Here is a 24,091-nt window from a genome sequence, read left to right on the forward strand (position 1 = left end):
CGTGCCCGCGCCCCTGAGCCCGGAGAACATCCGCAACGCTCCGAAGGTCCTGCTCCACGATCACCTGGACGGCGGTGTACGGCCATCCTCGATCGTCGAACTGTCCGATGCCGTCGGCTACCGGTCGCTGCCGACGCGCGATCCCGGCGAGCTCGCCGAGTGGTTCCTCGGCGCCGCTCACAGCGGCTCGCTGGAGCGCTACCTGGAGACCTTCGGCCACACCGTCGCGGTGATGCAGACGGCCGAGGCACTGCACCGGGTCGCGGCCGAGTGCGCCGAGGACCTCGCGGCCGACGGCGTCGTCTACGCGGAGGTCCGGTTCGCCCCGGAGCTGCACACCGAGCGGGGCCTCGACCTCGACCAGGTCGTCACCAACGTGCTGGAGGGCTTCGCAGCGGGCACGGCGCGGGCGGCCGCGGCCGGCCGTTCGATCAGGGTCGGCTGCCTGCTCACCGCCATGCGCCACGCCGCGCGGTCGCGGGAGATCGCCGAGCTCGCGGTGCGGCACCGCGACGCGGGGGTCGTCGGGTTCGACATCGCGGGGGCCGAGAAGGGCTTCCCGCCCACCCGCCACCTCGACGCGTTCGAGTACGTCCGCCAGCAGAACGCGCACGTGACGATCCACGCCGGCGAGGCGTTCGGGCTGCCGTCGATCTGGGAGGCCATCCAGTGGTGCGGGGCGCACCGCCTCGGGCACGGGGTGCGCATCGTCGACGACATCACGCTCGGCAACGACGGGCTCCCCGCGCTGGGCAGGCTGGCCGCGTTCGTCCGCGACACCCGCATCCCGCTGGAGATGTGCCCGACGTCGAACATCCAGACGGGGGCCGCCGAGTCGATCGCCGAGCACCCGATCGGCCTGCTCACCAAGCTGCGCTTCCGGGTCACCGTGAACACCGACAACCGGCTGATGTCGGGCTGCACGATGACCTCGGAGCTGGCGACGCTCGTCGACACCTTCGGCTACGACTGGGCCGACGTGTCGTGGTTCACCGTCAACGCCATGAAGTCGGCGTTCATCGGGTTCGACGAGCGCCTCGCCCTGATCAACGACGTCATCAAGCCGGCGTACGCCGAGCTGCAGGCCTGAGCAGCCGGCGGCCCGAGCGGGCCGCCGGGCTCAGGCGGGGCGCGGCCGCGACCGCACCCGCTCGACGAGCGCCGCGAACCGGGCGGATTCCGAGTCGAACGGCGGGCTCGGCGCGAGGCGCGTCGGGTCCGGCCGGATCACGAAGGACACCAGCCAGCCCAGGCTCTCCGACTCGGCGAACTCCTCGCGCGGGACCGGGTCGCCGGCCCAGTCGCCGATGTCGACCATCAGCTCGACGGCGAGGTCCAGCTGCGTCGGGTCGACGGTGAGCGTGCCGTCGGCGATGTCGTCGGCGATCCCGGCGAGGACATAGGTGTTGAGCTCGTCGACGGTGACCTCGAGCTCGCCGACCGCCGCCTTGTCGAGGACCTCGTCCCAGGTCGACGCCGCGGTCAGGTCGTTCTTGGCGCCGTCGTCGTTCCTGCCGACGTCGGCGAGGTGCCGGGCCAGCGCACGCTCGCTGCTGAACACGTCGATGCGGCCCTCGGAACCGAGGAACACCGGGTCGTCGCCGAGATAGCAGCGCAGCGTCACGTACTCGACGTCGGGCAGGACGATCCGGATGGGGTCGATCCCCACGTTCTCCCAGAAGGTCGGCTCGCGCTCGGCCTCCTCCTCGGCCTCGTCCTCGTCGACCTGCTCCTCGATCGCCTCCTCGACGGCCTCGTCCTCGAGCTCCTCCTCGTCGGGGTCGTCGGCGTCGGCGTCGGGGTGCTCCGCGCGCACCGTCGCGACGGCGGCCGCCTCGCGCTGGGCCAGCCGGTCGGCCTCCACCTTCGCCCCCGCGAGCGCGGTCGCGTCGACCTCCGGGGTGGTGACGAGCGCGTCGAGCGCGTCGATCACCTCGTCCCAGTGGTCGGCGACGGTCGAGACGACCTGCCCCCAGAGCCGGTCGCCCTCGCGGCCGGTGAACGGCAACGTGCCCTGGTGCAGCAGGGCCAGGCCGGGGACGGACTCGAGGATCTCGGCGACGCGCTCCAGGCCGCACACGTCGGCGATCGAGGTGACCATGTCGACGGTCTCGGCGAGCTCACCGATCGTCCACGTGTCGGGCTCGCCCGCGACCAGCGCGGGGACGCCGACGACGTCGTAGACGTGGGTGTCCTCGGGCGTGAGCTCGGCGACGCTCAGCTCGGGGACGACCGACCACGCCGGATGGTCGACGAGGTCGTGCTCCTCGGCGGTCCGCACGAAGGCGGCGAGCTGCGCGACCTCGGGGAAGGCGAACAGCGAGTCGTCGTCGCCGAGGAACGCCTCCCACTCCTCACCGTCCTCGCGCCAGCGCGGCGCCCAGAGCGTCACGAGGTCGCCCTCGGTGAGGGAGAGCCGGATCGGGACGATGTCGCTTGCCACGAGGCCGGAGGATAGCCGCGCGCGCCCGGCACCTGCCCGCGCGCGCCCGCGCGTCAGCCCAGCGCGTCGAGCGTGGCCTGCCGGATGGCGGCCTGGGCGGTGGCGTGGTCGGTCGTCGGGACGCCGTCGCCGGGCTGGGGGCCGTAGTCGCCGAAGTCGGCGTGCACGGCGCCGGGCACCGCCACGAAACGCGTCCCCGACGGCAGTCTCGCCCGGGAGGCCTCGACGTCGGCGGCGGTCGTGAGGCCGTCGGCCGTGCCGGAGACCGACGTGACGGCGAGCCCGGTGCGGGAGGCGAGGTCGTCGGCCGGGTAGGCGGCCCACAGCACCAGCCCGGAGGCCCTCGACCCGGGTTCCTCGGCGTACTTCGCCGCCGCGACGCCGCCCATCGAGTGCCCGCCGACGACCCAGCGCCCGACCTCGGGATGCGCCGCGACCACGCCGGCCGCCTGCGCGGGCGCGAGCAGCGCCAGGCCCAACGGGGGTTTCACGATGACGACGAGGTGCCCCGCCTCGGCCAGCGGCCGCAGGATCGCGACGTAGGCCCGCGGGTCCACGCGTGCGCCGGGATAGAAGACGAGGCCACTGCCGACGGGCGGGCCCGCCGGGCGCAGCTCGATGCTCGTCGAGAGGTCGACGACGCCCGGCCCCCCGGCGTCGGCGGTGGCCGGGAACGGGCGCAGCCAGCCGGCCGCGACCGCGGCGAGTACCAGTACGACGGCGGGCACCGCGCGGGCGGCGCGGTTCCACCCGCCCCGCTTGCGCCGCCGCCGGACGCGCGTCGACCAGGCCAGCATCACCACACCCGCGACCGCGAGCCCGGCGAGCAGCCAGCCGTACGACGGATGGCCCGCGGCCACGGCGGCCCACCGCGTCACCGCGACCCACGCGGCGACGCCGACGGCGACGACCCCGGCCACGACCGCGCCGAGGCGGCGGGGCACGGGGACGCCGCGCCGCGGCGCCGCGGTCGTCGTGGGGTCCTCGGCGCGCACGGTCGTCACCGCCGTCCGGCGGGAGGTCGCGCGGGGGGAGGGAGCGACGGAGGCACGGCCCGCGGGGCGGGCGCCGGGACCGGGGCCCGTCGTGCGGAGTCCGTGCAGGTCACGCGGCGAGTCTAGGACGAGCGGCCCGTCGGGCCTGCGGTCCGCCGCCCGGCGCGTCCCTGCCGCGCCGAACGGCCTTCGCCGGTGGATCCGGTGATGGTGCGGGTGGTGCGGGGCGAACCTGGCACCACCGCGGTGGTGCCGCCCCGGAACGTGCTGTCGGTCGGACGTGCGTCCCGAGCTGCGTCAGCGCCTGTGTCAGGTCGAGTTGTGCAGCCGGACGACGCCGACCGTCACGTCCTCGAGCCCACCGCGGTCGAAGTCGCGGCGGAGCTGGTCGGCCTTGATCGTGGCGGTCAGCCCGTCGAACGGGCCGTGCGCGTCGACCTCGCCGGTCTGGGGGTCGACGGCCAGCACCACGTATCCGTCGCACTGCGTGAGCTTCTCGGCCGCAGCGACCAGCGTCGCCTCGTCGGAAGTCGTGTTCTCCGGCACCGGATCACCTCCTAGTCATCTAGTACAGCGTCGGCGGAGGCCCGGGCGTGACACCGTTCCCGGCTTACCACCCGTTCGGGTCAGGTGATTTCCGGTATCGAACACGGATCGTGCAGAAGCGGGGACGCAGTGCTCACGAACCGGAATCGACGGTGGATCCCGATCACATTTCCGGCACCGTCGGTCACCCCACGCGTCCGTGGGCCCGGTCACGTCCCGCCGTGCCACGGATCGCGACGGAGCGTGGCGACGCCGCCGGAGCGCCTGCGGCGCCCGGGTTCCCGCCGTCTCCGACGGGTCCCGCGCCGACCGGGCCGTGGTCACCGCCCGTGGTGCTTGAACCGTGCACGATCGGCGGGGGCGCGGGAGGGGGCAGGATCACGGCATGCGCGTCCTCCGTACCCCCGACGACCGGTTCGACGACCTGCCAGGTTTCGCCCACCCGCCGCACTACGCCGACGTCCCCGACGGCGACGGCGGCACCCTCCGGATGGCCTGGGTCGAGGACGGCCCGGCCGACGGGCCCGTCGTCCTGTTGCTGCACGGCGAGCCGAGCTGGTCGTTCCTGTACCGCACGATGATCCCGGTGCTGGCCGCCGCGGGCCTGCGCGCCGTGGCGCCGGACCTCGTCGGCTTCGGCCGTTCCGACAAACCCGCCGACGTCGCCGACCACAGCTACGCCCGGCACGTCGAGTGGACCCGCTCGCTCGTCGCCGACGTGCTGGACCTGCGTGACGTCACGCTCGTCGGGCAGGACTGGGGCGGGCTGATCGGGCTGCGGCTCGTCGCGGCCGACCCGGGCCGGTTCGCCGGCGTCGTCGCGGCCAACACCGGCCTGCCCACCGGCGACCGCGACATGCCCGAGGTCTGGTGGCAGTTCCGCCGCGCCGTCGAGAAGGCGGGAGCCGCGGGGACGCTCGACGTCGCGCGGCTCGTGCAGTCCGGCTGCCGCACCCGCTTCACCGACGAGGTGCGCGCCGCCTACGACGCACCCTTCCCGGACCAGTCCTTCGTCGCCGGTCCGCGGGCGATGCCGCTGCTCGTCCCGACCCGGCCCGACGACCCGGAGAGCCCGGCCAACCGCGCTGCCTGGGAGACGCTGCGCGGGCTGGACGTGCCGTTCGTCTGTGCCTTCAGCGACGGCGACCCGATCACCGCGGCGATGGACCCCGTGCTGCGCGCGACGATGCCGGGCGCCGCCGGACGGGTGCACCCGACGATCACCGGGGCCGGGCACTTCCTGCAGGAGGATGCCGGGCCCGAGCTCGCGGCGGTGGTGGTGGACCTCGTACGGCACGTCGTCGATCACCGGTAGCCTCGCCCGCCATGGACGTCCGGGTCGTCGACCATCCCTTGGCCGCGACGCGGTTGACCGTGCTGCGCGACCGGGACACCGGCGATGCCGCGTTCCGCGCGGCGCTGCACGAGCTCAGCCTCATGCTCGTCTACGAGGCGCTGCGCGACCTGCCGTTGCGCACCGGCACCGTGCAGACCCCGCTCGCGCCCACGGTGGGACACACCGTCGCGACGCCGCCGCTGATCGTGCCGGTGCTGCGCGCCGGGCTCGGGATGGCCGACGCAGCGCGGTTGCTGCTGCCGGAGTCGGCCACCGGGTACGTCGGCGTCGCCCGCGACGAGTCGACCTACCGTCCCGTGCCCTACCTGACGTCGCTGCCCGGGTCGCTGGCCGCGACGCCCGTCCTCGTGCTCGACCCGATGCTCGCGACCGGCGGCTCGCTCGCCCACGTCATCGGGCTGCTGGAGGGTCGGGGCGCGGCCGCGGTCACCGTCGTCTGCGTGCTGGCGGCGCCCGAGGGCCTCGCGCGGCTGGAGCAGGCGGCGCCCGGGGCGCGGCTGGTCACGGCCTGTGTCGACGAGCGGCTCGACGAGCGGGCGTTCATCGTCCCGGGGCTCGGCGACGCGGGGGACCGCCAGTTCGGCGCGCTCTGACCCGGCGCGCGCTCAGCTGCACCAGGCGGCGACGGTCGCGCGCAGCACGGTCTCGAATACGACCTTGACGTCGTCGGCGCACCCCGGGCCGACCCCGCGCAGCTCGGCCGATGTCAGGCCGTGCAGCACCGCCCACACCGCGAGCGTGACGGTCTCCGGCCCGGCACCGGGGCGCAACCGGCCCGCTACCGCGGCCCGGTCGGCCGCGCGCCGCAGCGGGACGAAGGCCGGCCGCGCGGCCGCGGGGTCGGTGTCGTCCGGCGACCCGGCCGCCGCGCCGAACATGACGTCGTAGAGGTGCGGGTCGGCGAGCGCGCTCTCGCGGTAGGCCAGCCCGAGCGAGACGAGGTCCTCGCAGGGGTCGTCGGTGGTGCGGACCCGTTCGAGGTGCATGGCCAGCCGTCGGAACGCCTCGTCGACCAGCGCCGACAGCAGCGCCGGCTTCCCGCCGAACAGCGAGTAGACGGCGGTGGTCGAGGTCTCGGCGTCGGCGGCGAGCCTGCGCAGGCTCAGCGCCCCGAGGCCCTGCGTCGACAGCGTCTGACCAGCCTGCTCGAGCAGCCGGGCGCGGAGCGCCTCGTCGTGCACCTTCGGACGGGGCATCCCGGCAGGCTACGCAACGCCGTTTCGGTCCGCCCATCGTGGTCCACCGGCCTGTCGTCGACAAGATTGCTGCGCGCAGCGGTAACACGGGTACCGGTGCCCGGCGAGAATCCTCCGGGGGGCCGTCGTGGCTGCCCGCCGATCGGGGGCGTGCGTGCGGGTCAGGAACAGGATCCGGGTGGTGATCGGGCTGCTCGTCCTGCTGGTCGCGGGCGTGCTGCTCCCCGGCGACCATCCCGGCGAGGATGCCGCGTCCGAGGTGCGGATCGCGACGTCGAAACCCGTCGTCCCGCTGCGGATCATGCCGCTGGGCGCGTCGAGCACCGAGGGCGTCGGCAGTCCGGCGACGGCCGGGTACCGGCTCCCGCTGTACCGCATGCTGCAGCGCGCCGCGGTCGCCGTCGACTACGTGGGCTCCCGGAGCAGCGGCCCGCCCGCGTTGCCCGACCGCGACAACGAGGGCCACTCCGGCTGGACGCTCGCGGATCTCTCCCCGCACGTCGACGGCTGGGTCCGCGCCGCCCAGCCCGACGTCGTCCTGCTGCACGCCGGCACCAACGACCTCGGCCAGGGCACGTCCGGCGAGGTCACCGCGCGCCGGCTCGACGACGTCCTCGGGCGGATCCTCAGGGCCGCACCCAGGGCGCACGTGGTCGTCGCGGGGGTGTGGGCGCCGCTGCCGCGGGCGCGGGCCGCGCGGGCGCAGTTCACGGCGCTGGCGCCGCTCGTCGTCGCCAAGTTCCGCATGCAGGGCTACTCGGTCGACTTCCTCGACACCTCGACCCTGCTCCCGCCCGACCGGCTGGCCGACGGGCTGCACCCCAACACCCAGGGCTACGTCCGGATCGCCGCGCTGTTCGAGACAGAGATCCGGGACTGGCTCGCCACCCGCGCGCCCGCCGACCGGCGGTAGCCGCCGCGGCTACCGCCACGCGCGGACCGTGGCCTCGAGCGCGTCGAGGCGGGCGGCGGCGCGCACCATCGCGGCGGCGACGTCCGGGTCGGGGCGTTCGACGACCTGCAGGTATGTCTTCAGGATCGGCTCCGTGCCCGACGGCCGCACGACGACCCGGTCCCCGGCGCCGGGTTCCCCGCGGTGCAGCACCAGCACGTCCGCGGCGGGTCGGGTGACGGCCCAGCCGTCCGGCGGCGTGCCGAACACCGCGGGCGGCCCGCCGTCGAGCGGGCGGGTCAGCCCGCGGGTGAGGTGCACCCCGTGCGTCGCGTACAGGGAGTCGAGCCGGTCGAGGAGGGTCGAGCCGGCCGCGCGCAGCGTGGCCGCGAGGTCCGCGGCGACGACCGCCGTCGCGATGCCGTCCTTGTCGCGCACCGCGTCCGGGTCGACGCAGTACCCGATCGCCTCCTCGTAGCCGTAGACGAGCCCGGCGCCCGCCCGCACGATCCACTTGAACCCGGTGAGCGTCTCGGCGAACCGCGCGCCGTGCGCCGCCGCGACCGCCCGCAGCATCGACGACGACACGACCGTCGTCGCGACGAGCGGGTCCGGACGGTCGCCGGTGCGCAGCAGGTGGTCGCCGAGCAGGACGCCGGTCTCGTCGCCGGAGAGCATGCGCCACCGGCCGTCGCGGCCGGGTACGCCGAGCGCGCACCGGTCGGCGTCGGGGTCGAGCGCCACCGCGAGGTCGGCGCCGACGTCGGCGGCGAGGGCGAGGAGCGCGTCGGTGGCGCCGGGGTGCTCGGGGTTCGGGGACGGTACCGTCGGGAACTCGGGGTCGGGCACGGCCTGGCTCGCGACGACGCGCACGTCGGTGAAGCCCGCCAGGGCCAGCGCGTGCACCGCGGTGGCCCCGCCGACGCCGTGCAGCGGGGTCAGCGCGATCCGCAGGGTGCGCGCCGTGCCGCGGGGCAGCGCCGCCACGCGCTCCAGGTACGCCGGCGCCGCGTCGGCCTCGCGGACCGGCCCGTCCGCCGGGATCGCGACGGCCGCGCCCGCCGCCGCGGCGAGCTCCTCGATCTCGGCGTCCGCCGGCGGGACCAGCTGCGCACCGTCGGCCAGGTAGACCTTGTAGCCGTTGTCCGCCTTGGGGTTGTGCGAGGCGGTGAGCTGGACGCCTGCCGCCGCGCCCGCCGCCCGGACCGCATGTGCGAGCAGCGGGGTCGGGCTCGTGCCGGGCAGCGCGACGACGTCGAACCCGGCGGCCCCCAGCACCCCGGCCGCGGCCGCCGCGAACGCCGCCGACCCGTACCGCGCATCCCGCCCGACGACGACCGTCGCACCGCCGTGGCCGTTGCGCCGCAACCACTCCGCGAGCCCTGCCGTCGTGCGCCGGACGACCGCGACGTTCATCCCCGCCGGGCCGGCCCGCACCGGCCCGCGCAGCCCGGCGGTCCCGAAACGCAACGGCTCGGCCATCCGGTCGGCGAGCGCGTCGTCGGCCCCGGGGGTACCGGCCATCGCCGCGGCGAGGATCCCGTGCAGCTCGGCGGCCGTCACGGGGTCGGGGTCGTCGGCGATCCAGCGCATCGCCGCGTCGCGGACGGCCCGTGCGGTCATGACCTGGCGATCAGCTCGCGCAGCAGCGGACCGGTGCGGGTCGCGGCGGCGGCACCGGCGGCGAGCACCTCCTCGTGGTCCAGCGGCTGCCCGGACAGCCCGGCGGCGAGGTTGGTCACCAGCGACAGCGCGAACACCTCCGCACCCTCCGCCGCCGCGGCGATCGCCTCCAGCACCGTCGACATGCCGACGAGGTCGGCGCCGACCGCGCGGAGCATCCGGATCTCCGCGGGCGTCTCGAAGTGCGGTCCGGGCAGCCCCGCGTAGACGCCCTCGGTCAGCGTCGGGTCGACGGCCCGCGCGAGGGCCCGCAGCCGCGGCGAGTACAGGTTCGTCAGATCGACGAACCGGGCTCCGACCAGCGGCGACCGCGCGGTGAGGTTGAGGTGGTCGGACACGATCACCGCGTCGCCGACGGCCATGCCCTGCCGGATCCCGCCCGCCGCGTTGGTGAGCAGGACGGTCCGGCATCCCGCGGCGACGGCAGTGCGGACGCCGTGCACGGCGGCGTCGACGCCGTGGCCCTCGTAGAGGTGCGTGCGGCCCAGCACGACCAGCGCCCGCCGGCCGTCGACCTGGACGGAGCGCACCGTGCCCGCGTGCCCCGCCGCGGTGGGCGGGACGAAGCCCGGCAGGTCGGCCATGGCGACCTCGGCGTCGGCGGTGCCGACCTCGTCGGCCGCGGGCCGCCAGCCCGACCCCAGCACGAGCGCGACGTCGTGGCGGGGGTGGCCGGTCGCGTCGGCGAGTGCCTGCGCGGCCCGGGCCGCGACGGCGACGGGGTCGGGGCCCGGTGTTGCCATGCCCGCAGCGTAGATCAACGCGCGTGGCCCGGCGCTCAGGCGCCGGTGGCGGTGAACCCGGCCGCGATCGTCGCGAAGAGGTCGGCCGACGTGCTCTGCGCGCGGTCGCCGGGCACCGTCAACCGCAGCGCCCACACACCGTCGGGCGCCGGGACGATCCGCAGCCACGTCGTGCGCTCCTGGGAGCCCTGCGTCGTGCGGTAGACCGTCTGCTGCACCCCCGCCGTCGTGCCCGCGACCGGGCCCGCGGGATCGGCGCTGACACTGTCGACGCCCAGCTTGTCGGCGGTGAGCCCGCCGAGCACCTCCTCGGGGCCCGGGGCCTTCTGCACCCCGAGCTCCTCGGTGCCGTCGGGGCTGACGAACCGCACGCCCGTCGCGTCGGCGGCCTGGTAGCGGTACTGCGCCCAGCTCTGCGGGACGTCGACGGAGAAGCCCAGCGGGTCGTTGTGCGCGACCATCGGCGCCCGGTCGGTGGTGACGGTGATCGTCGACAGCGGCGACTGCCCGGCGATCGAGCGGACCGCGGCCCAGCCCCCCGCGGCGCCGAGCAGCACGACGAGCGCGCCCGCGACGACCAGCGGCGCCGCCCACCAGCTCGGCATCTCGCGCGTCGCCGTGGCGCGACCCGTCCGGCGCGGAGCCAGGGCGAGCCCGGGCCGCGGCGGGGCGGCCGGGACCTGCCCGGTGCCCTCCGGAGCCGGGGTGAGCCGCGCGCCGGTCGCGTGCACCGGCGCGGCGCCGGTCGCGTGCAGCGGGGTGTTGCCCGTGCCGTCGAGGGGCAGCCGCAGGCCCGGGATCGACCCGGGGGACAGTGCGAGCGGGGCGGAGCCCGCCGTCGGGACCGGGCCGGACGCCGACACCCGCGGCCGCGGCAGCGGGTTCAGCGCCGACGCCGACACGGCCGACGGGTCGGCCGCCTCGCCGGGCGGGGCCTCCGGCGGGCGTACGGGTGCGGCCATCGCCGCGAGCGTGGGCGAGTCCGGCGACCCCGGGTACAGCGGATCGTCCGGGTCCGGGATCAGCGGGCGCAGCCGGTTGCGGACCTCCTCCAGCGGCATGCGCTGCAACGGGTCCTTCACCATCAGCGCCGCGATGACCGCGGACACCGGGCCGGCGTCGCGGGGACGTGGCACGTCGCCGTCGACGACCTCGGTGATCGTCGAGACGGGGTCGCCGCGCACGTCGTAGGGCGGACGGCCCTCGATCGCGGCGAAGAGCGTCGCGCCCAGGCCCCAGAGGTCGGCGGCCGGTGTGACGGGCGCGCCCGCGGCGACCTCCGGCGCGATGTAGGCGGGGGAGCCGAGGACGAGCCCGGCCGTGGTCATCGGCGCGTCCGCGGAGTTGCGCGCGATGCCGAAGTCGGTGAGCTTGACGCGCCCGTCGTCGGCGACGAGCACGTTGCCGGGCTTGACGTCGCGATGGGTGATGCCGGCGCGGTGCGCGGCCCGCAGCGCGCCCGCCGTGGCGTAGCCGACGACCGCGGCCTGCTGCGCGTTCAGCCTGCCCTGGTCGCCGATCATCGTCGCGAGGTTGCGCGACGGCAGCATCTCCAGCACGACGAGCGGGGCGCCGTCGACGTCGACGACGTCGTACACCGTGATCACATGGGGGTTGGACAGCCCGCCGAGAGCGCGCGCCTCGCGGAGCATCCGCTCGCGCATCGCGAGCGCCTCCCGCTCGGGGATGCCCAGCGGGACCTTGAGCTCCTTGATGGCGACCGCGCGCCGCAGGACCTCGTCCCAGCCGCGCCAGACCGTCCCCATCGCGCCGCTGCCCAGCTCGGCGGACAGCGTGTAGCGCCCGCCGACGCGACGCTCGCCGTCCTGTCCGGGGCTCGACACCGGCCCATTGTCGCCACACCGCCGCGACACCGGTCGGGCAACCCCCGAACGCAGTCGCGAGCCGTGACGGACCGTGACGGCCGGTCGACGGTCCGCGCTGGATCCGTCCGGCTCACCGATCGCCGCGCGGGCGGCCGGTACGTCTGGTGCGGCGAGCTGTCGACGCGGCCGCTCCGGCGCGATGAGCGGCGCGAACGTCGTGACGGACGCCGGACGTCACCCGGAATCCGGGTGGCGCGGTCGCCGAACGGCGTCCCCTCGTCCGTCCGCAGCAGCGCGGCGACCCCTCGCCGCGCATATCCGCATTGTGCCGACTTACGGATGGTGAACCGCCGACCGGGTGAGGACCATGGGGAAATGGTTCACACGGCATGCGCCCTCCCCGGGGCGCACACGGATCCGAGGGACGGTGATGAGGCGTGACGCTGCTGGAGGCCGACGCCGGACTCACGGCGCTCGGTGACCTCCCGGTGACCGACCTCGGAGCCGGCACCGGACCGGACTGGCTCGACGCATGGCTGAAGGCCCGGCGCACCGACGTCGTGGCGTGGCGCCGCTCCCTCCACTCGCTCCCCGAGCTCGGCCGCGCCGAGCGCCGCACCACCGAGATGATCGCCCGCAGGCTCATGGCCGCCGGGCTCGAGCCGCGCACGCTCCCCGGTGGCGCGGGCCTGGTGTGCGACGTCGGGTTCGGCGACCGGTGCGTCGCCCTGCGCGCCGACCTCGACGCGCTGCCGCTGGAGGAGGACACGGGTCTGCCCTTCGCCTCGACGGTCCCCGGCGTCATGCACGCCTGCGGGCACGACGCGCACACCGCGATGGTGCTCGGCGCGGGGCTCGCGCTGGCCTCGGCGCCGTCGCTGCCCGGCCGTGTGCGGCTGATCTTCCAGCACGCGGAGGAGGTCCAGCCCGGCGGCGCGCTCGACATGGTCGCCGACGGTGCGATGGAGGGCGTCGAGCGGATCTTCGCCCTGCACTGCGACCCCCGGCTCGAGGTCGGACGTCTGGGCACCCGCGTCGGCCCGATCACCTCGGCGTGCGACCTGATCGAGATCAGGCTGACCTCGCCGGGCGGCCACACGGCCCGTCCCCACCTGACGGCCGACCTGGTGCAGGCCATGGGCCTGCTCATCACCCAGCTCCCCCTTCTGCTGACCCGCCAGGTCGATCCGCGTTCGGGAACGGTGCTCGTCTGGGGCGCCGTCGAGGCCGGGCACGCCGCCAACGCGATCCCGCGCAGCGGCGTGCTGCGCGGCACGCTGCGCACCGCCGACCACGCCACGTGGAACGAGGTCGAGGCCAAGCTGCGGTCGCTGGTCGCCGCGGTGCTCGCGCCGACCGGCGTCGGCTACGTGCTCGACCACGTCCGCGGCGTCCCGCCGGTGGTCAACGAGGCCGTCAGCGCGGGCATCCTGCGCGACGCGGCGATCGCGACGCTGGGCCCCGAGGGCGCGACGGGCACCGAGCAGTCCTCGGGCGGCGAGGACTTCGCCTGGTACCTCGAGGAGGCCGCGGGCTCGATGGCCCGGCTGGGCGTGTGGCCGGGCCACGGCCCGATGCGCGACATCCACCAGCCCACGTTCGACCTCGACGAGCGCGCGCTGCCCGTCGGGGTCCGGATCCTGGTCCGCTCCGTGCTCGCCGCGTTCGAGCAGCCCCTCGCCTGACGGTCCGCTCCCCGGACGGCCACGCCGCCCGGCGCCCCCGCCCCGACGGGTGCGGCGCCGGGCGGTCCAGGGCCGGCCGTCAGAGCTTCTCGGCGAACGCCTCGAGTTCGGCGTTGAACCGGTCGGGCTCCTCCCAGAACGGCGAGTGGCCGCTGTTCTCGAAGATGACGGTGCTGGTGCGGGGGATCGCCGCGGCGAGTGCCTCCCAGACCTTGGTGGGATAGATCTGGCTACGGGCGCCGTGCGCGAGCAGGACGGGCACGTCGATCGTCGGCAGCAGGGGACGCCAGTCCTGGCTGGAGAACGAGACCCACAGGGCCAGCGCGGTGAGGTCGGGGACGGTCGTCGACTCGTCCTTCCACCACTCCAGCGTCGCGGGGTCCACCTCGGCGCCCGCGGCGAACATCGCCGGGATCAGCGTCTCGCACAGCCCGATCCGGTCCTTGACCATCTGACGCTGGACGGCGAGCGAGGCGGCGGGGTCGAGGGTGCCGAAGACGCCGTGCTCCCAGTCGTCGGTGGCGAACAGGTACGGGGTCATGTCGATGTCGACGACGCCCGCCAGCCGGCCGGTCCCGAACAGGTCCAGGTAGTTGTAGACGACGGCCATGCCCATCGACCAGCCGCCGAGCACGACGTCGTGCAGGTCCAGGTGGTCGAGGACGGTCTCGACGTCCTGCCCGAGCTGCTCCATCGTCAGGTGGACGAGATCGCGGCCCGACCGGCCGTGACCGCGCATGTCGATCGTGACGACCCGGTGGGTGCGGGCGAGGTGCTCGACGTTGCGGTCGAAGAACCGCCCGTTCATCGTCCAGCCGTGGATCAGGACGATCGGGCGGCCGGTGCCGACGCTGCGGTAGTGCAGCAGGACACCGTCGTCGGCAGGGACGAACGGCATGAGGGTGCTCCTTCGCGGGGTGGGCCGGCGGCAGGGGCGGCCGACGGCGAGGGTGGGGGCCGGCGACCGGAGCGGGCGGCGTGCCCGAGCGGGCCGGGACCGGGCGCCCGGCACGGGACGCCCGGACGGCAGGGCGCGCATACCTGGACCGGCGGCGCCCTGAACGACCGTTAATTCAGACGACGCACGCTAACAGTGGTGAGCGTCACAGGTCAACGGCAGGTCAAGCGATCGGTGGATCATCGGCCGGCGGGGTGATCGGCCGCGTCCGTGCACCCGACGATCCGCAGCGCGTAGTCGGCGTACTGCTCGGCGACCTGGCGGGCGGTGTAGGTGCCGGCCGGGCGGAACCAGGCCTTGGCGCTGTTGCCCATCTCCAGGATGAGGTAGCTGGCGGTGCGGGGGTCGCGGACGTGGAACCGGCCCTCCGCGCACCCTCGCTCCACGATGGCGCGGATCCGGGCGCCGTAGGCGTCGCGCTTGCCGATGATCGTGGTCCGGTAGGGCTCGACGAGGCTGCGGATCTCGGTGTTGCACACCGTGACCTCGGCCGGGTTCTCCAGGAAGTCCAGCACGGTCGCGACGGTGGCGAGCCGCAGCTGCTCGGCGACGTCGGCGGTTCCGGCCAGTGCGGCCTCGAGCGCGTCGAGCGCCCGGTCCATCGCCACGTCCATGATCGTGTAGAGCAGGACCTGCTTCGACGGCACGTGGTTGTAGAGGTTCGGCGCCGACACCCCGAGTACCTGCGCGATGTCCTTCATGGACGTGCCGCGGTAGCCCTGGCTCGCGAAGAGGTCGCGCGCCGCGTGCTGAACCGTCTGCGGGGAGACGGGCGTTGACCGCGTCACGTGGCCACACTATCGTCACTCCGCGCTGAATGAACGTTAATTAAGCCGAACGAACGCACGAGGCCGCCGGCGACGCCGGACCGGTGGCCCCGCGAGCGGCCGCTCCCGCCACGCGGCCCATCTCGCGTCTGTCAGTCACGAACCGTGGAGACGTCCGCGGACCACCCCACCCGGGCGGGCCTGCGGATCGACGAGGAGACGACATGGCGACGCCTGCAACGACGCAGCAGCGACCACCGATGCGCAGGGTTGCGCTCTCGGTGCTCATCGGCACGACGATCGAGTGGTACGACTTCCAGCTCTACGGCGCGGCCGCCGCCCTGGTGTTCGCCCCGCTGTACTTCCCGACGGTCGACCCCGTCGCGGGCACCCTGCTCGCGTTCTCGACCTTCGCGATCGGCTTCGGCGCCCGGCCCCTGGGCGGCATCATCTTCGGGCACTTCGGCGACCGGATCGGGCGCAAGAAGGTGCTCGTCATGTCGCTGACGATGATGGGCGTCGCGACGTTCCTCATCGGCCTGCTGCCGACGTACGCGAGCATCGGCATCTGGGCGCCGATCCTGCTCGTGGTGCTGCGCCTGTTCCAGGGCTTCGGGGTCGGCGGCGAGTGGGGCGGCGCGGTGCTGACCGCCGTCGAGTACTCGTCGAAGGGCAGACGCGGGCTCTACGGGAGCCTCCCGCAGATCGGCGTGCCGGCCGGCCTCCTGCTCTCGACGCTCGCGTTCCTCGCGGTCAGCGGCCTGCCCGACGACCAGTTCCGGTCGTGGGGCTGGCGCATCCCCTTCCTGATCAGCATCGTGCTCGTCGCGATCGGGCTGTTCATCCGGCTGAAGCTCACCGAGACGCCGGTGTTCGAGAAGGTCCGCGAGACGCGCACCGAGGCCCGTGTCCCGCTGTGGCTCGCGATCAGGACCTACCCGCTGCAGATCCTGCTGGCCATCGGCTCGATCGTCAGCACGGGCTCGTACTTCTACGTCGTCAACACCTACGCGCTGAGCTATGGCCCGTCGGTGAAGTCGTTCTCCCGCAACGAGATGCTCTTCGCGATCCTGCTGTCGGCGGCGGTCGCGGCCGCGGCACTGCCGGTCTTCGGAGCCCTCTCCGAACGCTTCGGCCGCAAACGGATGATCCTCACCGGGCTCGCCGCGATGGCCGTCTGGATCTTCCCGACGATGCTCGCGGTCGACAGCGGGAACCTGACCCTGATGATCCTCGCCTACCTCGTCGGCGCGGTCTTCTTCAGCATCTCCTACGGCCCGCAGGCGACCTACATCGTCGAGATGTTCGACGCCCGCGTCCGCTTCAGCGCGGCGTCGACCAGCTTCCAGATCGGCGTGCTGCTCGGCGGCGCGCTGGCGCCGATCATCGCGGCCGCGCTCGTGAAGGGCACCGGGACCGTGGTGTCGGTGGCCGTCTACGTGTGCGTGATGTCGCTGATCTCGCTCGTGTGCGTGTGGGCGATCAGCGCCCGGACCATCGCCCGCGGCAGCGCGGACCTCGACGAGACGGCCATCGTCGCTGCCGGCGTGCCGAGCAAGCAGGGATGAGCAGCACGTGATCACGACCTACCTGGACGACATCCGCGTCGGCGACACCTCCGTGTCGCGGAGCCGCACGATCACCGAGACCGACATCGTGCAGTTCGCGATGGTCACCGGCGACTGGCACCCGATCCACACCGACAAGGAGTACGCCGCGGCCGACCCGCGGTTCGGGCAGCGCATCGCGCACGGCGCGCTGGTCATCTCGTTCGGGCTGGGTCTGGTCGAGTTCTGGCCGCCGGCGATGAAGGCCTTCTACGGGCTGGACAAGCTGCGGTTCGTGGCGCCGACCGTCATCGGGGACACGGTGCGCGTCGAGACCGAGGTGCTCGACGTCGCCGAACGCCCCGACGGCGACGGCGTCGTCACATACCGGTTCGTCGTGCTCAACCACCGTGACGAGCCGCGCTGCGTCGCCGACCTGAAGGCGCTCGTGGCCCGGAAGCCCCAGGGGTGACGGCGATGCACGTGTATCCGCGCGAGGAGCGCACGATCGGCCGGGTGCTGGCGGAGAAGGCGGCGCGCGTCGGGGACCGGCCGTTCCTGCGGTTCCGCGGCGCCGACGGCCGGTGGGCCGACACCAGCTACGCCGAGGTCCACCGGATCACCGACGACTACGCGCGCGGGTTCGCCCGCCTCGGCGTCGGCAAGGGGACGACGGTCGCGGTGATGCTGGGCAACTGCCCGGAGTTCCTGTGGGTGTGCTGGGGGCTCGGCAAGATCGGCGCGGTGGCGGTGCCGCTCAACACCGCGGCCAAGGGCGACCAGCTCGAGTACTACCTGCGGCAGTCCGGGTCGGAGTGGATCGTCGCCGAGGCGGACTTCCTGCCCACGCTCGCACACGCGGTGCGCGCCCCGGAGGCGATGAAGGGCCTGATCGTGCACGGCGGGCCGGGCGGGGACCACGACCTCGCCGACATCGCCGCCGCGCCGGGGGAGGGCTTCACCCCCGACGAGGACATCACGCCGTCGGACCCGATGCTGATCATGTACACGTCGGGCACGACGGGCCCGTCGAAGGGTGTGGTCTCCCCGCACTCGCAGGGCCACGCCGTCGGCGAGCTGATGGCCCGGTACTGCGAGTACGGCCCCGACGACGTCCTCTACACCTGCCTGCCGCTCTTCCACGGCAACGCGATCTGGTACTCGGTGTACGCGGCCCTGTGGGGCGACTCGTGCGTCGCGCTCGCGCCGCGGTTCTCGGCGCGCTCGTTCTGGACCGACATCCGGGAGTCCGGCGCCACGGAGTTCAACGCGCTGGGTGCCATGGCCAACATCATCTGGCAGCTGCCCGAGGGCCCGCAGGACCGCGACCACCGGGTCCGCACGTCGATGGTCGTGCCGACGACGCGCCCACTCGTCGACGGCTTCAAGCAGCGCTACGGCATCACCGTCACGTCGGTGTTCGCGATGACCGAGAACTGCGCGGTCACCGTGCTCGGCCCGGACGACCCGCCCGAGAAGGCCGCGTCGGCGGGGCGGGTGCGCGACCACGTCGACGTCCAGATCGCCGACGACGACGGCAACCCGCTGCCCCCGGGCGAGGTCGGGGAGATCTGCATCCGGCCCAACGGCCCCGGCATGATCATGCTCGGCTACCACGACATGCCGGAGGCCACGCTCGGGGCGATCCGCGACCTGTGGTTCCTCACCGGCGACCGCGGGCGGCTCGACGCCGACGGCTACCTGTACTTCTCCGAGCGCAAGAAGGAGGTCATCCGCCGCCGTGGCGAGAACATCTCCGCCTACGAGCTGGAGACCATCCTCTGCAAGCACCCGGACGTGCACGAGGCCGCCGCCGTCGCGGTGCCGTCGGACCTCTCGGAGGACGACGTGATGGTCTACGTCGTGCCGGCCGAGGGCGCGACGCCCGACTTCGCGGAGCTGGTCGGCTACTGCGTCGACAACATGGCGTACTTCATGGTGCCCCGGTACTGGCAGCTCATCGACGAGCTGCCGAAGACGCCCAGCCAGAAGGTGGAGAAGTTCAAGTTGAAGGCCGCTGCGGTGGACGGCAGGGACGAGTTGTGGGACCGCGAGAAGGCGGGCATCACCGTGCGGAGGCAGCGATGAGCGCCCCGCCGGTGGAGGTCGTGATCGACGGGGGCGCCGCCTCGATCACGCTCACCCGCGAGAAGGCGCACAACGCCATGAGCCCCGACCTGCTCGAGGGGCTGCACTCCGCCGTGCAGGCGGTCACCGACGCAGGCTGCCGGGTGGCGACGGTCCGCGGCCGCGGTAGGGCGCTCTCGGCCGGCGCGGACCTGCCGTACCTGCTCGGGCTGGGCGACGACCGCGACGCCGTCGCCGCGTACATCGCGCAGATCGGCGCCGCGCTCGACGCGATCGAGGCCGCGCCGTTCATCTCGGTCTGCGTCGTCGACGGCTACGGCGTCGCCGGCGGGTGCGAGCTGATGCTGGCGTGCGACCTCGTCGTCGCCTCCACCGAGGCCAGGATCGGCGACCGGCACATGGAGTACGGGATGCTGCCCGGCGCGGGCGGATCGGTCCGGCTGCCGCGCGTGCTCCCCGCCGCGCTGGCCCGCCGGCTGCTCTACACCGGCGAGATCGTCGACGGCGCGACCGCCGCGGCGATGGGACTCGTCGGCTGGTGCGTGGAGCCCGACGACCTCGAGCCGACCGTCGGCGGCATCGTCGCCCGGCTGTTGCGGCACAGCCCGAGCGCGCTCGCGGGGATGAAGCGGATGTACTTCGACGGGCTCGCGGTGCCCTACCGGGAGGCGCTCGCGGCCGAGCAGCGCACCGTCGTCGAGCACCTGACCGGCAACCCGGACGCCCGCGAGGGGCTCGCCGCGTTCGCCGGCAAGCGTGCACCGGAATTCCAGGGAGTCTGAGTGGTTCTGCAGCAACGTCGTGACGCCGAGGGCAGGGTCGTGTCCGGGCTCTGGTTCGAGGAGCTCACCGAGGGGCTCGTCGTCGAGCACGCGATCCGGCGGACGGTCACCGAGACCGACAACGTCCTGTTCACGACGATGACGATGAACCCCGCGGCCGCACACCTCGACGCCGACTACTCGAAGGGCACCGAGTTCGGGCAGGTGCTGGTCAACAGCATGTTCACCGTCGCGCTCGTCGTCGGGCTGTCGGTGCCCGAGCTGACCCACGGCACGATCCTCGCCCAGCTCGGCCTCGACGAGGTCGTGTTCCCCAAGCCCGTCTTCGTCGGCGACACGATCCGCGTCGAGTCCGAGGTGGTCTCGGCGCGCGCGTCGAAGAGCAGGCCGACGCAGGGCATCGTGGTCTTCGAGCACCGCGCCCACAACCAGCGCGACGAGCTGGTCTGCAAGGCCCGGCGCACCGGCCTGATCCGCCGCTCCCCGCAGGCGTCGTCGTGACGGCCCAGCTCGGCCGTCGCGACGACGTCGCGGCTGCCCGCGCCGCCGCGCTCGCGGGGCTCGACACGTCCCGCTGGCCCGCGAAGCTCCCCGTCCGCGACCGGCTGACGTTGCTGTTCGACCCGGGCTCGTTCGTCGAGGACGGGCTGCTGGCCAACGCGCGCAGCGAGGGCCTGCCCGCCGACGGTGTCGTCACCGGGGTGGGCCGGATCGAGGGCAGGCTCGTCGCCGTCATCGCGCACGACTTCACGGTGAAGGCCGGCTCGTGGGGCGAGCTGGGCTGCGAGAAGCAGATCCGCATCCTCGAGCGCGCCGACCGCGACCTGCTGCCCGTCGTCTACCTCGTCGACTCGGCGGGCGGGCGGCTCAACGACCAGATGGGCTTCTTCCCGGGCCGCCGGGGCGCGTCGCGCATCTTCCACCTGCAGGTCCGGCTGTCCGGGCGGGTGCCGCAGGTGTGCTGCCTGCTCGGCCCCTCGGCGGCGGGTGGCGCGTACATGCCCGCGTTCACCGACTGGGTCGGGATGGTCGAGGGCAACGCGTCGATGTACCTGGCCTCGCCGCGGGTCGCCGAGAAGGTCACCGGCGAGGTCACGACGTTGGAGGAGATGGGCGGCGCGCGCATGCACGCCACGGTCTCCGGCTGCGGCGACGAGGTCTTCGGCAGCGACGGCGAGGCCATCGCGGCCGCCCGGCTGCTGCTGACCTACCTGCCCGACTCGTTCCGCGACCGGCCCGCCGTCGCCGAGCCGCGGCCGCCCGCGCTGCCGCACTGGCCCGACGACCTCGTCCCGAGCGACCCCAACCAGCCCTACGACGTGAACGACGTCATCGACCGGATCGTCGACGAGGGCTCGTTCTTCGAGATCAAGTCGGGTTGGGCCACCGAGATGGTCTGCGGGCTCGGGCGCATCGAGGGCCGCGTCGTGGGCGTCGTCGCCAACCAGCCGTCGGTGCGCAGCGGGGCGATCTTCGTCGACTCCGCCGACAAGGCCGCCCGGTTCATCTCCCTGTGCGACGCCTTCAACATCCCGATCGTGTTCCTGCAGGACGTGCCGGGCTTCATGGTCGGGGTGGCCGTCGAGCGGCAGGGGATCATCCGGCACGGCGCGAAGATGCTGGTGGCCATGGCCTCGGCGGAGGTGCCGCGCTTCACCGTCGTGCTGCGCAAGGCCTACGCCGCGGGCTACTACGCGATGTGCGCCCCCGGCTTCGAGCCCCGCGCGACGTTGGCCCTGCCGACGGCGACGATCGGCACGATGGCCCCCGAGGCGTCGGCGAACGCCATGTACGCCAACAGGATCGCCCAGATCGAGGATCCCGGGGAGCGGGCGGCGTTCGTCGCGCGCCGGGTCGCCGAGCAGGAGGCCGAGGTGAACCTGCTGCGGATGGGCAGCGACCTGGTCGTCGACGCCGTCGTCGAGCCGGGGGACATGCGCGCCGAGCTCGTCGCGCGGCTCGCGGCCGCCGACGGGTGGGACCGCACGCGCGACCGGCGACACCACGTGGTGAGCCCGGTATGAGCACCTTCCGCAGCCTGCTGTTCGTTCCGGCCGACAAGCTCGACCTGCTCGCCAAGGTCCCGCGCTGGGCGCCCGACGCCGTCGCCGTCGACCTGGAGGACGCCGTCGCGGTGCCGGGCAAGGACGCCGCCAGGGCCGGGGTGGCCGCGGCGTCGCTCGACGCCGGCGAGGCCGTCGTCCTGGTGCGGGTCAACGCTCCCGGCACCCCGTGGTTCGACGCGGACCTCGACGCGGTGCTCGCGAGCCCGGCCGCCGGCGTGATCGTGCCCAAGGCGGAGGACCCCGCGGTGCTCGCCGCGGTGCGTGAGCGCACCCGGGGCCGGATCCTGATGGCGGGCATCGAGTCCGCGCTCGGCGTCGTCAACGCGCGCGAGCTGTTCGCGCACGCCGACACCGGGTTCTTCGGCGCCGAGGACTACATCGCCGACCTGGGCGGCAGGCGCACCGCCGGCAGCCTGGAGGTCCTCTACGCGCGCAGCCAGGTCGTGCTCGCGAGCCGGCTCGCGGGGATCCCGCTGCTCGACCAGGTCGTCACCGCCATCGACGACGCCGAGGCCTTCCGCGCCGACGCCTCCGACGGCCGCGACCTCGGCTACACGGGGAAGATCTGCATCCATCCGAGCCAGGTCGCGCTCGCCCACGAGGTGTTCACCCCGTCGAAGGACGAGGTCGACCGGGCGCGCCGGGTCCTGGCGGCGGAGTCGGCAGGGGTGGCCGTCGTCGACGGGGAGATGGTCGACGCCGTGCACCTGAAACTGGCCCGCCAGGTGCTGGCCCGGGCGGGGGAGACGCAGTGAGGAAGATCGAGACGGTGCTCGTCGCGAACCGCGGGGAGATCGCCGTCCGCATCGTGCGGGCGTGTCACGACGCGGGTCTGCGCGCCGTCGCGGTGTATGCCGACCCCGATGCCGGTGCGCCGCACACGCTGCTCGCCGACGAGGCGATCCGGCTGCCGGGCACGGCGCCGGGGGAGACCTACCTCTGCGCCGCCGCGCTGCTCGACGCCGCCGCCCTGGCCGGTGCCGACGCCGTCCATCCCGGCTACGGCTTCCTGTCCGAGGACGCCGGCTTCGCCCAGCAGGTCGTCGACGCCGGGCTCGTCTGGGTCGGGCCGACGCCCGAGGCCATGCGCGCGTTGGGGGACAAGGTCTCGGCCCGCGAGATCGCGCGCCGGGTCGGGGCGCCGATGGCCCCCGGCACCTCCTCGCCGGTGGCCGGCGCCGACGAGGTCGAGGCGTTCGCCGCCGAGCACGGCTTCCCGATCGCGATCAAGGCGGCGTTCGGCGGGGGTGGCCGGGGGCTGAAGGTCGTGCACGAGGCGGCCGGGATCGCGTCGGCGTTCGAGTCCGCGGTCCGCGAGGCGACGGCCGCGTTCGGGCGCGGCGAGTGCTTCGTCGAACGGTTCCTGCCGCAGGCCCGCCACGTCGAGGTCCAGGTGCTGGCCGACACCCACGGCGCCGTCGCCGTGCTGGGCACGCGCGACTGCACCGTCCAGCGGCGCAACCAGAAGCTGGTCGAGGAGGCGCCCGCGCCCTTCCTGCCCGACGCGCTGCGCGAGACCCTGCACGCGTCGGCGACCGCGATCTGCCGCGAGGCCGGCTACACCAGCGCCGGGACCGTCGAGTTCCTGGTCGGCGCCGACGGCACGACCACGTTCCTCGAGGTCAACACGCGGCTGCAGGTCGAGCATCCGGTCACCGAGGAGGTCACGGGCGTCGACGTCGTCGGCGCGCAGCTGCGGGTCGCCGCGGGCGAGCCGCTCGACCTGCCGGCGGGGGTGCCCGTCCGCGGGCACGCGATCGAGTTCCGGATCAACGCCGAGGACGCCGACCGCGGGTTCGCGCCCGTGCCGGGGACCGTGACCCGCTTCGAGGTGCCCACCGGCCCGGGCGTCCGCGTCGACACGGGCATCGCGGCGGGCGGGCGCGTCGGCGCCGAGTACGACTCGCTGCTGGCCAAGGTGGTCGTCACCGGTCGCGACCGTGCGCAGGCACTGGCCAGGGCGCGCCGCGTGCTCGCCGAGACCCGCGTCGACGGGGTGCCCACGGTCCTCGACGTGCATCGCGACGTCCTCGCCGATCCGGCGTTCACCGGCCCCGACTCCCTGGGCGTCCACACGCGCTGGATCGAGGAGGAGTACCTGCCGCGCCGGCGGCCGCCGGAGCCGGACCCGACCGTCGGGCTGCTGCGGCTGGGCCGTCGGACGCTGCGGGTGTCGCTGCCCGGGATGGCGGTCCTCACCGGCACCGCGGCCGAGGCCGTCCGGGCGGGCCTGCTCGCGGGCGCCGACCGTGCTGCCGGCGCCGCCGCCGCGCCCGACCGGCTCCTCTCGCCGATGCAGGGCACCGTCGTGCAACTCGCGGTGGAGGGGGGCCAGCAGGTGGCGGCCGGTGAGGTCGTCGCCGTCGTCGAGGCGATGAAGATGGAGAACGCCGTGCGCGCCACCGTCTCCGGGACCGTCGCGGAGGTCGTGGTGAAGGTGGGCGACAGCGTCGCGCAGGACGCGCTGCTGTGCCGGCTGGACCTGGCCGACGCGCCGGCCTGACCCCGCTGACGAGG

Annotated in this window: 22 protein-coding genes; 13 read left to right on the forward strand and 9 right to left on the reverse strand. The window is 74.2% G+C overall.

The genetic code is table 11. The features are described 5' to 3' along the window. Nucleotide 1: 1 nt before the first annotated feature. Nucleotides 2–1,090 carry an adenosine deaminase gene (locus PSD17_RS30220; protein WP_041762478.1) on the forward strand — a complete coding sequence of 363 codons (1,089 nt, stop codon included), beginning with the start codon at nucleotides 2–4 and terminating at the stop codon, nucleotides 1,088–1,090. Nucleotides 1,091–1,120: 30 nt separating this feature from the next. Here the strand turns inward: PSD17_RS30220 and PSD17_RS30225 are convergent, their stop codons facing one another. The 3 genes from PSD17_RS30225 to PSD17_RS30235 all read right to left on the reverse strand — a co-directional run bounded on the left by PSD17_RS30225 (nucleotide 1,121) and on the right by PSD17_RS30235 (nucleotide 3,984). Then, on the reverse strand, nucleotides 1,121–2,443 hold the full coding sequence (locus PSD17_RS30225) for a primosomal protein (RefSeq protein WP_339125828.1): 1,323 nt from the start codon (nucleotides 2,441–2,443) through the stop codon (nucleotides 1,121–1,123). 53 nt (nucleotides 2,444–2,496) lie between these two features. Continuing rightward, nucleotides 2,497–3,447, reverse strand: coding sequence for an alpha/beta hydrolase (locus PSD17_RS30230; protein WP_049803513.1), 951 nt, complete (start codon nucleotides 3,445–3,447; stop codon nucleotides 2,497–2,499). Nucleotides 3,448–3,747: 300 nt separating this feature from the next. Then, complete coding sequence (locus tag PSD17_RS30235) at nucleotides 3,748–3,984, reverse strand: hypothetical protein (RefSeq protein ID WP_013677333.1); 237 nt, start codon at nucleotides 3,982–3,984, stop codon at nucleotides 3,748–3,750. A 385-nt stretch (nucleotides 3,985–4,369) separates the two neighbouring features. Between PSD17_RS30235 and PSD17_RS30240 the strand changes: the two genes are divergently transcribed. Together PSD17_RS30240 and upp are read left to right on the forward strand one after the other, a co-directional pair. Further along, nucleotides 4,370–5,299, forward strand: coding sequence for a haloalkane dehalogenase (locus tag PSD17_RS30240; RefSeq protein ID WP_013677332.1), 930 nt, complete (start codon nucleotides 4,370–4,372; stop codon nucleotides 5,297–5,299). Between the two features lie 11 nt (nucleotides 5,300–5,310). After that, the gene (gene upp / locus PSD17_RS30245; RefSeq protein ID WP_013677331.1) at nucleotides 5,311–5,934 is read left to right on the forward strand and encodes a uracil phosphoribosyltransferase; all 624 of its coding nucleotides are present in this window, start codon (nucleotides 5,311–5,313) and stop codon (nucleotides 5,932–5,934) included. Nucleotides 5,935–5,946: 12 nt separating this feature from the next. Here the strand turns inward: upp and PSD17_RS30250 are convergent, their stop codons facing one another. After that, entirely contained in the window at nucleotides 5,947–6,537 is a 591-nt protein-coding gene (locus PSD17_RS30250) for a TetR/AcrR family transcriptional regulator (RefSeq protein ID WP_013677330.1), read from the reverse strand. A gap of 181 nt (nucleotides 6,538–6,718) precedes the next feature. Between PSD17_RS30250 and PSD17_RS30255 the strand changes: the two genes are divergently transcribed. Next, a complete protein-coding gene (locus PSD17_RS30255) occupies nucleotides 6,719–7,450 on the forward strand; it encodes an SGNH/GDSL hydrolase family protein (protein WP_013677329.1) in 732 nt (243 codons plus the stop codon). 9 nt (nucleotides 7,451–7,459) lie between these two features. On the opposite strand, the gene PSD17_RS30260 is transcribed toward PSD17_RS30255, so the two are convergent. Genes PSD17_RS30260 through PSD17_RS30270 form a run of 3 tightly spaced genes read right to left on the reverse strand, consistent with a single transcriptional unit; the run spans nucleotide 7,460 to nucleotide 11,699 of the window. Further along, the gene (locus tag PSD17_RS30260; RefSeq protein WP_339125833.1) at nucleotides 7,460–9,052 is read right to left on the reverse strand and encodes a phospho-sugar mutase; all 1,593 of its coding nucleotides are present in this window, start codon (nucleotides 9,050–9,052) and stop codon (nucleotides 7,460–7,462) included. Continuing rightward, nucleotides 9,049–9,855: a purine-nucleoside phosphorylase gene (locus tag PSD17_RS30265; RefSeq protein WP_013677327.1), complete on the reverse strand. Its 807-nt coding sequence runs from the start codon at nucleotides 9,853–9,855 to the stop codon at nucleotides 9,049–9,051. Before PSD17_RS30265 ends, PSD17_RS30260 begins: the two co-directional genes overlap by 4 nt. Before the next feature lie 35 nt (nucleotides 9,856–9,890). Next, a complete protein-coding gene (locus PSD17_RS30270; protein WP_339125835.1) occupies nucleotides 9,891–11,699 on the reverse strand; it encodes a serine/threonine-protein kinase in 1,809 nt (602 codons plus the stop codon). A gap of 419 nt (nucleotides 11,700–12,118) precedes the next feature. On the opposite strand from PSD17_RS30270, the gene PSD17_RS30275 reads away from it, so the two are divergent. Next, the gene (locus PSD17_RS30275; RefSeq protein ID WP_013677325.1) at nucleotides 12,119–13,366 is read left to right on the forward strand and encodes an amidohydrolase; all 1,248 of its coding nucleotides are present in this window, start codon (nucleotides 12,119–12,121) and stop codon (nucleotides 13,364–13,366) included. A gap of 79 nt (nucleotides 13,367–13,445) precedes the next feature. Here PSD17_RS30275 and PSD17_RS30280 read toward each other — a convergent pair whose 3' ends face one another. Both PSD17_RS30280 and PSD17_RS30285 read right to left on the reverse strand, forming a co-directional pair. Beyond that, nucleotides 13,446–14,264, reverse strand: coding sequence for an alpha/beta fold hydrolase (locus PSD17_RS30280; RefSeq protein WP_013677324.1), 819 nt, complete (start codon nucleotides 14,262–14,264; stop codon nucleotides 13,446–13,448). A 239-nt stretch (nucleotides 14,265–14,503) separates the two neighbouring features. Then, entirely contained in the window at nucleotides 14,504–15,112 is a 609-nt protein-coding gene (locus PSD17_RS30285) for a TetR/AcrR family transcriptional regulator (protein WP_103383087.1), read from the reverse strand. 203 nt (nucleotides 15,113–15,315) lie between these two features. Here PSD17_RS30285 and PSD17_RS30290 point away from each other — a divergent pair, with 203 nt between their 5' ends. The 8 genes from PSD17_RS30290 to PSD17_RS30325 are packed head-to-tail and all read left to right on the forward strand — an operon-like array spanning nucleotide 15,316 to nucleotide 24,077. Continuing rightward, nucleotides 15,316–16,659, forward strand: a complete 1,344-nt coding sequence (locus tag PSD17_RS30290; protein ID WP_339125838.1) for an MFS transporter — start codon at nucleotides 15,316–15,318, stop codon at nucleotides 16,657–16,659. Between the two features lie 7 nt (nucleotides 16,660–16,666). Beyond that, nucleotides 16,667–17,110, forward strand: coding sequence for a MaoC/PaaZ C-terminal domain-containing protein (locus PSD17_RS30295; protein ID WP_013677321.1), 444 nt, complete (start codon nucleotides 16,667–16,669; stop codon nucleotides 17,108–17,110). A gap of 5 nt (nucleotides 17,111–17,115) precedes the next feature. After that, the gene (locus tag PSD17_RS30300; protein WP_339125841.1) at nucleotides 17,116–18,726 is read left to right on the forward strand and encodes an AMP-binding protein; all 1,611 of its coding nucleotides are present in this window, start codon (nucleotides 17,116–17,118) and stop codon (nucleotides 18,724–18,726) included. Then, nucleotides 18,723–19,508: an enoyl-CoA hydratase/isomerase family protein gene (locus tag PSD17_RS30305; protein WP_339125843.1), complete on the forward strand. Its 786-nt coding sequence runs from the start codon at nucleotides 18,723–18,725 to the stop codon at nucleotides 19,506–19,508. The genes PSD17_RS30300 and PSD17_RS30305 overlap by 4 nt, the downstream gene beginning before the upstream one ends. After that, nucleotides 19,509–20,009 (forward strand): MaoC family dehydratase, encoded by a 501-nt coding sequence (locus PSD17_RS30310; protein ID WP_233899166.1) that lies wholly within the window; start codon nucleotides 19,509–19,511, stop codon nucleotides 20,007–20,009. After that, nucleotides 20,006–21,532 carry an acyl-CoA carboxylase subunit beta gene (locus PSD17_RS30315; protein ID WP_013677317.1) on the forward strand — a complete coding sequence of 509 codons (1,527 nt, stop codon included), beginning with the start codon at nucleotides 20,006–20,008 and terminating at the stop codon, nucleotides 21,530–21,532. Before PSD17_RS30310 ends, PSD17_RS30315 begins: the two co-directional genes overlap by 4 nt. After that, nucleotides 21,529–22,329 (forward strand): HpcH/HpaI aldolase/citrate lyase family protein, encoded by an 801-nt coding sequence (locus PSD17_RS30320; RefSeq protein WP_013677316.1) that lies wholly within the window; start codon nucleotides 21,529–21,531, stop codon nucleotides 22,327–22,329. The genes PSD17_RS30315 and PSD17_RS30320 overlap by 4 nt, the downstream gene beginning before the upstream one ends. Continuing rightward, complete coding sequence (locus tag PSD17_RS30325) at nucleotides 22,326–24,077, forward strand: acetyl/propionyl/methylcrotonyl-CoA carboxylase subunit alpha (RefSeq protein WP_339125847.1); 1,752 nt, start codon at nucleotides 22,326–22,328, stop codon at nucleotides 24,075–24,077. The genes PSD17_RS30320 and PSD17_RS30325 overlap by 4 nt, the downstream gene beginning before the upstream one ends. Nucleotides 24,078–24,091: the final 14 nt, after the last annotated feature.

The organism is Pseudonocardia sp. D17, assembly GCF_036984265.1.
GTDB lineage: Bacteria > Actinomycetota > Actinomycetes > Mycobacteriales > Pseudonocardiaceae > Pseudonocardia > Pseudonocardia benzenivorans.